The organism is Bacteroidota bacterium (assembly GCA_030706565.1).
Taxonomy (GTDB): Bacteria; Bacteroidota; Bacteroidia; order Bacteroidales; family JAUZOH01; genus JAUZOH01.
The window spans coordinates 1-10,679 of record JAUZOH010000111.1 but is presented as its reverse complement, the minus strand read 5'-3'; the positions used below and the strand labels follow the sequence as shown (position 1 = coordinate 10,679).

At 39.5% G+C, this 10,679-nt stretch carries 7 protein-coding genes; all 7 read right to left on the bottom strand.

Annotation, left to right across the window (positions count from 1 at the left end; translation table 11 throughout):
* Positions 1 to 741, bottom strand: a 741-nt coding sequence (locus Q8907_07650; protein ID MDP4274137.1) for a biosynthetic peptidoglycan transglycosylase, incomplete at its 3' end; no start/stop codon positions are given.
* 90 nt (positions 742 to 831) lie between these two features.
* Positions 832 to 1,713: a DUF4249 family protein gene (locus Q8907_07645; protein MDP4274136.1), complete on the bottom strand. Its 882-nt coding sequence runs from the start codon at positions 1,711 to 1,713 to the stop codon at positions 832 to 834.
* A 74-nt stretch (positions 1,714 to 1,787) separates the two neighbouring features.
* Positions 1,788 to 2,957, bottom strand: a complete 1,170-nt coding sequence (locus Q8907_07640; GenBank protein MDP4274135.1) for a DUF6051 family protein — start codon at positions 2,955 to 2,957, stop codon at positions 1,788 to 1,790.
* A 111-nt stretch (positions 2,958 to 3,068) separates the two neighbouring features.
* A complete protein-coding gene (locus tag Q8907_07635) occupies positions 3,069 to 6,572 on the bottom strand; it encodes a PEP/pyruvate-binding domain-containing protein (GenBank protein ID MDP4274134.1) in 3,504 nt (1,167 codons plus the stop codon).
* Positions 6,573 to 6,855: 283 nt separating this feature from the next.
* Positions 6,856 to 7,494, bottom strand: coding sequence for a hypothetical protein (locus tag Q8907_07630; GenBank protein ID MDP4274133.1), 639 nt, complete (start codon positions 7,492 to 7,494; stop codon positions 6,856 to 6,858).
* Between the two features lie 38 nt (positions 7,495 to 7,532).
* Positions 7,533 to 9,326 carry an arginine--tRNA ligase gene (argS, locus tag Q8907_07625; GenBank protein MDP4274132.1) on the bottom strand — a complete coding sequence of 598 codons (1,794 nt, stop codon included), beginning with the start codon at positions 9,324 to 9,326 and terminating at the stop codon, positions 7,533 to 7,535.
* A 305-nt stretch (positions 9,327 to 9,631) separates the two neighbouring features.
* On the bottom strand, positions 9,632 to 10,495 hold the full coding sequence (locus tag Q8907_07620) for a cation diffusion facilitator family transporter (protein MDP4274131.1): 864 nt from the start codon (positions 10,493 to 10,495) through the stop codon (positions 9,632 to 9,634).
* Positions 10,496 to 10,679: the final 184 nt, after the last annotated feature.

Below are 10,679 nucleotides of genomic sequence, written 5' to 3'. Positions count from 1 at the left end.
TGCACATTGCTGGTAATTCAGCTTATAAGGAGTAGTGTTGAAGAAAGTCTTGGCTGCAGTTTTGATTCCATAGGTATTACTCCCGAAATCCACTGTATTGAAGTACATGGTCAGGATTTCCTTTTTGGAATAAAGCATCTCGATTTTTAGTGCATTAATCCATTCCTTGGTTTTATAAATTAATACCCTGACCAAAGGCACATACCCCAGCAATCCCCTGGAATAATTCGAACGGGTTTTAAACAGGTTTTTTACCAATTGTTGGGTGATGGTACTGCCTCCGCGTTTGTCTCCTCTTGCCATGTACCAAAGTACTGAAAAAGAGGCTTTTATGTCAATTCCGTGATGCGAATAGAAACGTGCATCTTCTGTTGCAACCAGGGTTTTAATCAGCTTCGGCGAGATTTCATAATATTTAACCGGTGTACGGTTCACGTCAAAGTATTTCCCTATCAGTTTTCCATCCGAAGAATACAACTCAGAGGTAATGTCCATGTGCGGGTTTCCAATTTCCCTGACATTGGGCGAACGGCCAAAAAGCCATAAAAAATTAATATCAACCAGAATCAAATAGATGACAAATAGGCATACAACATAACCTGTATAAGCCAGGAACCTTATTCCACGCGGTTTCTGTTTAACTTTTTTATTGAAAGCTGAAAATCTCCGGTAGCAGATAAGACAAAGCGATTTGATAATGGCAAAAATTTTCTTAACGAATCCCCACAAATTATTCTTCATAAAACATTTCATATTTGAAATTGCGAAATTATAACTTCTCTTTTAAATCTGCTACATTTATTTTTGATAATGATGAGGATAATCATAAAATTAAAATGGAGGTTTTCCGTGATCATTATATATAACACTTATTTTTCTCACTGAATACGCCGCAAAGAAACCAAATGTTTTTTCCTTGGGCAGGATGTTGGTACTGACATTTGCCCGGGGAGGACTAAAAATTGGAATGGACGGATAATAATTCATTATCGCATCATTAATGAAATTAAAGTAATCTTTATTGATTCCATCTACTTCGAGGGTGACCACATCTCCACTTTGTAATTTTTCATCCTCCTTTTTCTCCTTCAAATAGTAGCAGGTTATTCCATTAATATATTGGTTGTCAAAAAGCACATCATCAGTATATTCCCATTCCGTGATGGTATCCGACAATAATTTCCCATTTTTTAATATTTTAAACACGTAATAATCTTTTTGAGGCGAATCCCACATGTACAGCCTGATTTCCCAACCTTTTTCCTTGCTTATTTTTTCAATATAGGGGACAATGTCAATAGAATCAATTGGATTGATGGGTTGCATGGTAGAGGATGCTGTATATGTTTCCTTAATCCCATTGCTGTCTATATCGACATTCTCTATTTTCAGATTATAAGTATGTCCTGGTATTCCACGCACATGGGATTTGGTCTGATAAAGCCCTTTGATGCTGTCGTTTTCAAATAAATTAAAATAATTCTTGCTGATTGAATCATAGATGGTGACTTTTGCACCTGATACAGGCTCATAAGATTGATCTGTCATAAAATCTGAGGATCTTGTAAGTTTGACCTTTTGAAAAGCTTCTTCAGAGGTGAGGTTACCTTCTACAACAAGCCTGGGATAAGTTTTATCCAGTTCAATATCCATTCTTTCCGTACAGGAACTGAACAAAATAACTGATAATATCAAAATGAGAATAAATTTCATGTGTAAAGCTTGGATAATAATTTCAAGAAATTTCAGAGAATCCGCGATTTTAAAAGGATATCCGGTTTTCAAAGCTACTGTAAAAAGTTTGATGCTTTATCAAATACTTCCCGGAAACTGCTATCCACCTCACTTCTTATTTTCTCTGAAGCGGGGAAAGGATTCTCATGCGAATAAGAAAAGGGGAAGTCCAAAGTCAAAAACTGAATGGGGATATCACTCTTATCCCCCTGAAGTGATAGCCTGCATGCTTCGGCGGGCATAACACTGTCTTTTTGCAGTCCGACGGCTGCCATGCGATTGCTGATTTCTTTCAGGCGGTTTTCTCTTTCTTCAACCATCTTGTTGCTGTTTATCAGTGATTTAAAATAAAATCCTGTTTCCGTATCATTAATCAGTTTACGCAACCTTCTGTCTTTTTTTAATTCCTTGTCGAGATTGTTGAGGAAGAAATTTGTGATGGCATTGTTGGCTTCACTGTCCATGATGAATTTTGATACTCCGTGCATACGGTCGTAATTGGCCCCTCCGCAAAATAACATGGCATGGCAATTGCTGAACCTTTTTTCAGGGTCGGACATCAATAAAATTTCGGTCAGAAATGCTCCGATGGAATAGGCAAAAAGATCATACCTGGCACCAGGGGCGATATAGGGATGCTTGTTTTCATCAATTTGTTTAAATAAATCCAATAAGTTAAAAATTGTTTCAATTCCTGAAAGGAAGAAGCGCTGGGGATGTAATTGTAAACGAAGGCTCAGTGCTGCGTTGACAAAGGTGTCTTTTTGAACCTGAGGGCTAATCAACTTTTTTATAAAAGAAATCTTGGACATGAGATGCGGATCCTTCCAGGCACTGGGTGTACGGTTCATGTGAAAGGAGATGGGGAAAAGCATCACGTCACGTCCGGTCTGTTCGGCCATATAAAAAGCCCATGGAAAATATTTGGTCCAGTCTTTTTCGTTTAAACCATGCAGAAGGATGATAAAACTGTCTGATTTCTTCCCGTTCTGATGTTTAATCATCGGATAGCGGAAAGCCCTGTTCTCCTTGATTCTGGAATCACGTTTGAATAATTTCCGGACAAAACGATTTTTTATTTTGTCTTTAACATAAAAGACATGATTGTTTTTTGTTTTGAAATTCAGGTTTAGCAGGCTAAGGTTTGAATCAGTGATATTAATCAGGTCTTCATGTTCATTGTAAACTTTTCTGAAATAATTATATCGATCGAGGTAGTCCATAATTTCCTGCTCTTTAATTATTAATATACAAATGTAATATTTTAAATTAAACTCAACTTTCAGCCAATTATTTTACCTGTTTATTCTCCATTTGATTGATGCATAAGGCTATCAGGAAAAGGGAACAGGATTTTTTTGACGCAGATAATCTGTGATATTTCCGTACCAGATATACGCCGTACCTTTATTTCCGTTCATAATGATGGAAAATGGCTTTGCAAAACGTACATGTTTTATATATTTTGTTTCATTAACCACGGGTTGTTGCCTGAGTATATTCCATTTGATCATGTCGGAAGGGGAAGTATGCTGTACCGAAAAATAACCCACATTCATGGAAGTGACATTGTGAAAAAAGTGCGAACCCAAGGAGGCATCGAGGGGAAAATCCTCCAGGCTGGTTTCTACGATTACCTTGGCATTGCAGATTTGTGGCCAAGCCACCGGAATTCCGATAAATCTGTCGCGGCTTCCCCAACGTCCCGGGCCGATGAGGACATATTTCCTGTTTTCATTTAATAAGATCTTATTCATTTTTTCAATGTCTGCCGCCATTTCCAGGGTATGTAATTTGTCAAAGCATTGAGGCTTCACGTAAATTACATCCTCTATATCTGTAACTTTACCATTTCCCATGCTTTGTGAGGAATAGAGCAGGATATTTTTTTTATCCAGTTCTGTCTCTACAACAATATCATTTTCCTGTCCCAGTAAGGGTTTGATTTGCAGGAGATAGAAGGAGGGCAGCTGCCTTTCTCCGGAATGGTTCAGGTCAACTGCAAATTCAATTTCCACGGGGGCCCCCAGGGCCTCTTTAAAAACATCCAGGGCAATGCTCAGGCTTTTGGCTAAAGGGATGTAATCGTGCTTAAGGATATCGGCAAAGTTCAATATCCTGGGCCCGGGTGTCGACAAACCCGCTTCGATGGTGTCGTTATTGGCATTGTAAACCGATGCACAATGTTTCAGTGTGCCGTGTTTCTCGGCCAAATAAATATCAGGCCGGGAAAGGCCAGCTTCACTGCCTTCATTCAGAAGATTGAAATTTTGTTTGGACAGGTCAATTGCATAAAAATAAACCTGGCTGTCTTTCAGCAATATTTTGTTCGGACTGATTCCCAGGTTGGGATAAACGGGCGAAAACCTCCAGGCCTTTTCTCCTTCTACGACATACTGCCCCAGTCCCAAAGCGATCACGGCAAATCCGTCTTCAGGCTTCATGTGGGCTATGGGGTAATAATTGTAACTTTGCGCAGTTCCGCTGATATGGGGATAGTAATATTGTTCAAATTGATTCCCGACTACTTCCTGTAAGATCACAGCCATTTTTTCCTCCTCAATTTTATAATCAATGGCTTTGAAATAGGTGCGGGAATTATCAGAAAAGACTGAAGCAAAAACAAGCTTTATGGCTTTCACTGCCTGACTGAAACGTTCGTTGAAATCAGGATTGCTGTTAGGTAAAAGATAGGTTTCGTAAATACCTGAGAAAGGTTTCAGGGCAGAATCTTCAAAAAGGCTTGATGACCGTATGGCAAGGGGGCGGGTATAAACTTTCAGCACGGCCTTGAGCTTTTTAATCAGCCCCTCACTCAGGTTGGCTTCAATAAATAGTTTTTTGATGAACGTATAGTCGGTTTCTGCATAAACTTTTTCCTTGAGATGGTTTCTTTCCAGGAACAGGTCAAATTCGTCAGTGCCAATGATACAGGTCTTAGGCGACCTGAATTGTATCTCGGGAAGGAAATCCGAAAAGTCGATGTGGTGAATGAGCGAATTGATAAAGGCAAGCCCCCTGCCTTTCCCGCCCAGGGCCCCGGAACCAAGACAGATAATGTTGGAATCGTCGTATAAAGCCTCTTCTTCAAAGTCTATTATTTTCCCACTACGGGGTTCGCTGATATATCTCTTTAAAATAAACTTGAAATATTTTCTGAATTCCAAAGCCGATTTGAAATCCGAAACCTTGACCGGGCCTATTTTTTTTGCAATTTCAATTTCGCCTCTTGCCATCAGCCAGGAGGAAAAATGATTCCTGGTCCCATGAAACACAAGCGATTCAAGGGGAACCGTGTCTAAAAGTTGCTCAAATTCTGTAATATTATTGGCCGTGGCAATTTTTCTACCTTCGCCATCACGGAAAACAAAGCTCCCGAAAACAATCAGATGGCTGATAAAACTTTCTATATCCTGCAACAGCGTTGCCGAATTTTTATTGATAAAGGTTGATTTCAGTTCGAAAGTTTTATGGGAATTGCTTGTATCCAGGGATTGGATAATGGTGGGCAACCAATTGATTTTTTCCTTTATTTCACTAATCAGTTTGAAACCGGCTTCCTGATCAAATTTCCCATGGATTTCGAAATTTACATCTGAGATCAGGCATAACAAATTATCTTCATATTTATCGATGATGGCTTTCGCTTCTTCGTAATTTTGGGCCAGAAGGATTTTAGGCCTTGCCCTGAGTTTGAGCACTTTATACAGTTCGTCTGTACTGGACTGTTCGATGAGTTTCCTGGATTGTTCGATAACACTGTAATAAAGCATAGGCAGGTAACGGGAATAATATTTTTCGGAATCTTCAACCAGCAGGATAACCTTGACCATACCCAGGCGTATATCGTTTTCGAGGTTTACTTTGTCTTCCAGCTGTTTGACTATGGCAAAAAATACCCTGGAATCTCCATTCCAGACAAATATCCGGTCGATACCGGCCAGCTGTTGTTTTTTATAGCGCAGGATGCTTGTGTCCCTGTTGTTGTTCAATAAAAGATAGACAGGCAGGTAAGGAAAGCCTTGTTTGATTTTCTGGCATACTTCAAAGGGTAACTTTTTATTGCTGCCGACCATCAGGATGACCAGGTCGAAATGTTTTTTAAGCAACTGCTCCAGGGCTTCCATATAGGTCGTTACCCCGGTGATCCGGGGAATGCTGGTCAGATTGAGTTCCTGATATTCACCCAGAAGGTGTTCTGAGAAACGCCCTTCCTTTTCTATGCTGAAAGCATCGTAAAGCGTCGATATCAACAATATTTCCTTGACATGAAAGGGCATCAGGTCGTGAAAAATATTAAGGTTGGAATCGTGCCTGCTTAAAAATTTCTGAAGCAACTGCCTGCTGTTGGCCGGAGTTGCCTGATAATCCTGGATTTCTTTCCTGGCCGCTTCTTCCCTGGGAATTTTCTGCAAAAAGGATTCGGCTTCCACGCTGTTCAGGTAATTTCCGATAATGATGCCCAGATTATTTATTAAATGCCTTTCTTCTTTTAGGAAAGGGCCTTCGTCGGAAGAAGGCATCTCTTTTAAATAAAAAATTTCTATCCTTCCCTGTTTTTTGTCTACTGTTTCAAATTTTTGGAATTGCCTCCAGGGGGTTTCGTGAAAGTTGGGAGTGGTAAAAGTAAGGTTTTCAAACTCTATCCTGGCAACGGCCAGTTCGGGAAATTGCCAGGCATCGGGTAAAATTAAGCAGATCTGCCTCAAGGTTTCCTCGACAGGCTTTGCTTGTTTGATGATTTCGGTGGTGTGGTTGAGGCATGCAAGTTCCTTGAGCCGTTCGTTTTTTTCGGCAATGAGGCGCTGTAAATCAATTTTACTATGATCAGTGGTCATTGATATCGAAATTTTAGTTTCAATAAGACTCGCCTTCTTCCTGGATTATGTTCAGGCAACGACGTTGTCATGCAGGCAAGGACATCACCCAATGGCTGCAACTACGCTCAGCCACCATTTTTAATGGAAGCCATGCCATAAACATTAAATTTCTATTGCTAAGAACCGTTTGTTAAATTAATCAAATTTAACAATTTTTCTTTTATCTGATTCCTCTGTCAGACAATAAAAAAGCCTCGTTAATTGAGGGAATTAACGAGGCTTTTTTAATAAAATTTGTTATCTATAACGATATGAATTTCCTTTTAGAAGCACCACAAACACTGCATTTTTTAGGAGCATTTGCGGCATCTGTTAATGAACCACATTTGCTGCAAACTTGATATCCTTTAACCAGATTGGGACTGTCTTTGGTCGAATCGGCCATGGCTTTCTTGAACAGGTCCTGATATTTTTTCTCCGTGTTCAGCATACGCGTGAAAAGGGTTTCAGCATTTTGTTCCCCTTCTTTTTTGGCGTCGGCGATGAAAGCAGGCAATTTCTCAAGCATATAACTTTGATATTTTAATCCTATTTTCAGATTTGCTGCATTATTTTCAACCTCAAAACCGGTCTGGATACTGTCCGGGGTAAATCCCAGATTTTCATATATTTCCTTCAGGCTGGCAAGACCGATACCTTCCGATTTAGAAGCAGCAGAGAATAATTTTGCAATACCATTGAAGTTCGTTTGGTCAGCACTGCCGGAATATGCAACAAATTCATTTTTTGCCTCCGTCGTCTTATTAATTAATTCTTTAATATTGCTGAGTGTTTTGGGATATTTCTTTGCACTTTCAGCCGGATCAGCCGGATGTGTACAGCCTGCAACAATCAGGCCGGCAATCATCATAAATGTGAAGATTTTAATTGTTCGTTCCATAATAGTTATATTTAGTTTATAAATTATTTGTAAATAAATTACATTCTTTCAGGCATATTAATACCCATGAGTTTCATGGCAGCGAACAGGGTCTGTCCGATTACTTTCGAAAGGATTAAGCGTAAATTACGGATGTCCGTATCCTCTTCTTTTAAGATGCTGAAATCATGATAGAACTGGTTGTATTCTTTAACCAGTTCGTAAGCGTAATTGGCTATCAAAGCAGGGCTAAGCGCATTTCCTGCTTCCCGGATAACCCCTGGAAAATCATCTACCAGTTTGATCAGTTCCCGTTCTTTTTCATTTATAGTAATAGTGTTTTTAACTGTTTCCGGGAGAATGAGATCCATTTCTTCTGCTTTGCGCATGAGGGACTGAATCCTGGCATAGGCATACTGGATGAAAGGGCCTGTATTCCCGTTAAAATCAATGGATTCGGCAGGATTGAAAGTCATGTTCTTTTTAGGATCGACTTTTAAAATAAAGTATTTCAGGGCACCCAGTCCGATAATATTCACAATATCATTTTTTTCTTCTTCCGACAAGCCTTCAAGCTTGCCCAGTTCTTCGGACATATCCCTGGCCGTCTGGAACATCTCCTCCATCAGATCGTCGGCATCGACCACGGTACCTTCGCGCGATTTCATTTTGCCGTTAGGCAATTCCACCATGCCATAGGAGAGGTGTTTGATCTTTTTTGACCAGTGAAATCCGAGTTTGTCCAAAACCAGTTTAAGTACCTGAAAATGATAATTCTGTTCATTGCCCACAACATAGATCATTTGGTCCATGTGATATTGATTAAACCGTTGTTCGGCCGTACCAATGTCCTGGGTCATATAAACCGAGGTGCCGTCGGAACGGAGAAGCAGCTTCTGGTCGAGGCCGTCGCCGGTGAGGTCAGCCCAGACGGAACCATCTTCTTTCTGAAAAAGCACACCGTCTTCTAATCCCTTGAGCACATGAGATTTTCCAAGCAGATAAGTCTGCGATTCATAATAAATCTTGTCGAAATCCACTCCCAGTGTTTTGTAGGTGACATCAAAACCCTCATAAACCCACTGGTTCATTTTCTTCCAAAGTTCAATTATTTCAGGATCCTTGGCTTCCCATTTCCTGAGCATTTCCTGGGCTTCATTGATAAGCGGTGCATTTTTTTCGGCCTCTTCCTTGCTCATCCCTTTTTCTTCAAGCTCCTGAATCTGTTTTTTGTATTCCTGGTCGAACTTCACGTAATAGTCGCCTACCAGGTGATCACCTTTGACACCTGATTTTTCGGGCGTAATCCCGTTACCCCATTTTAGCCAGGCAAGCATGGATTTACAGATATGTATACCCCGGTCATTTACCAGGTTTGTTTTAATTACCTTGTAACCATTGGCTTTCAGAATAGAAGCTACAGAATATCCGATCAGGTTATTTCTGATATGCCCCAGGTGCAAGGGCTTGTTGGTATTGGGGGAGGAATATTCAATCATCACCGTTTTGGAGGAATTCTCTGAATCGATAAAACCAAAATCAGGTGTGGAATAGGCAAAATTTAAAAAGGATAACCAGTATCTCGGACTAATGACCAGGTTCAGAAAACCTTTGATCACGTTAAAATCAAAAATATCGTCAATTTCTTCTTTTAAAAAACTCCCGATTTCATTACAGGTAATATCCGGAGATTTCCTGGAAAGACGCAGGAAAGGGAAAACAACCAGGGTCAGGTCGCCCGTAAATTCCTTACGTGTTTTTTGAATTTGAATGATATCGCTGTTTATGTCTTGATTGTAAAGAGTTTTAACAGCCTTTACCACTGTTATTTTTATGTGTTGCTCGATGTTCATAGAAAATCGTTTATAAATCTAAAATTTTGGCAAAGCAAATATACACTTTGAAAGAATATTTTAAGAATTTAGTAAATAATTAAAATTGACAAATATAATGTTTGAAAGGGTAAGATAAAATATAAACGGGGATAATTGATTAAAGAATAGAGTAAAAAAAAGTACCATCCCTAAGGATGGTACTATAAACCAAAACTAAAAAAACTACTATGAAAAAAACTAATCTCCCTGAAATTTTCACCACTAAAGCAAAAATTTCGGGCGCAAAGGTAGAAAAAAATTTAAAACGTGTTCTTTTTATTTTCTTATTTTCCATCATCTCCCTCAAGAGTCTCTGTATGAATGGTTATCTCAATATTGTCGAGTTTGTTCTTGATGGAGTTTTCAATTTCATCACACTTTTCGTGTGCATCCTTCAGGGAGGTCTTTTCAGGCAATTCAATATGGAAATCCACAAATCTTGAGTCCCCGCTTTTGCGGGTGCGCAAATGATGAAACTCCACATTCTCCTCATTAATAATTGAAGTGATTAATTTTACTTCCTCGTCGGGCAGGGAGGTGTCGAGCAAGGGTGAAAAGGCATTTTTCAGCAGGACATAAGATTCCTTAAGGATGAGCAGGGCCATGATAATGGCCAGCAGCGGATCGAAAAGGTGGATTTTAGTGATCAGCATGATCAGCAAACCGGCAGCTACTCCCAGAGCTGTGTAAACATCAGTCTTCAGGTGCAGGGCATCGGCTTCTAAAGCAACCGAATCAGTATCTTTGGCCACTTTATATAATTTCCGGGATACAAAAAAGTTCACTGCTGAGGCAATGACCATGATGATAAAGCCCAGTCCTATAGCTTCAACCGGCTTGGGATGGATGAATCTGTCGACCGCTTCAATAATTATCCAGATTGCAGCCACAAAGATGAGCAAGCCTTCTATCACACCGGAGATATTTTCATATTTCCCATGGCCGTATGGATGCTCTTTGTCGGGTGGTGTTCCGGAAATTTTAACAGAGAAAAAAGCAATCAGAGAAGCCAGGAGGTCAATGGTGGAGTGGATGGATTCTGAAATTATACTCACCGACCCGCTGATTATTCCAACTGTCAGTTTTAAAACAATAAGGGCAGAATTTGAAATAATGGACAAACGGGCCACTGCAATTTTCTTCTTCATGCAAAAAAATTTTAGTAATATTAAATTATAGACAGCTCAATCAACTTGGAATTTAACGTATACTGGCTACACAAAATCATTAAAATAAATTTTCATCAAAAATAAGTATTTGTCTAACCTGTTGATTATTTTGACAAAAAAGTTTTTACCAAGTTATTACCGATATATTGATATTAAAGGGATC

What these genes read in the sequence shown, in the direction of transcription:
- Q8907_07645 (MDP4274136.1), bottom strand. Translation starts at nt 1,713, where the DNA reads ATGAAATTTATTCTCATTTTGATATTATCAGTTATTTTGTTCAGTTCC.
- Q8907_07640 (MDP4274135.1), bottom strand. Translation starts at nt 2,957, where the DNA reads ATGGACTACCTCGATCGATATAATTATTTCAGAAAAGTTTACAATGAA.
- Q8907_07635 (MDP4274134.1), bottom strand. Translation starts at nt 6,572, where the DNA reads ATGACCACTGATCATAGTAAAATTGATTTACAGCGCCTCATTGCCGAA.
- Q8907_07630 (MDP4274133.1), bottom strand. Translation starts at nt 7,494, where the DNA reads ATGGAACGAACAATTAAAATCTTCACATTTATGATGATTGCCGGCCTG.
- argS (MDP4274132.1), bottom strand. Translation starts at nt 9,326, where the DNA reads ATGAACATCGAGCAACACATAAAAATAACAGTGGTAAAGGCTGTTAAA.
- Q8907_07620 (MDP4274131.1), bottom strand. Translation starts at nt 10,495, where the DNA reads ATGAAGAAGAAAATTGCAGTGGCCCGTTTGTCCATTATTTCAAATTCT.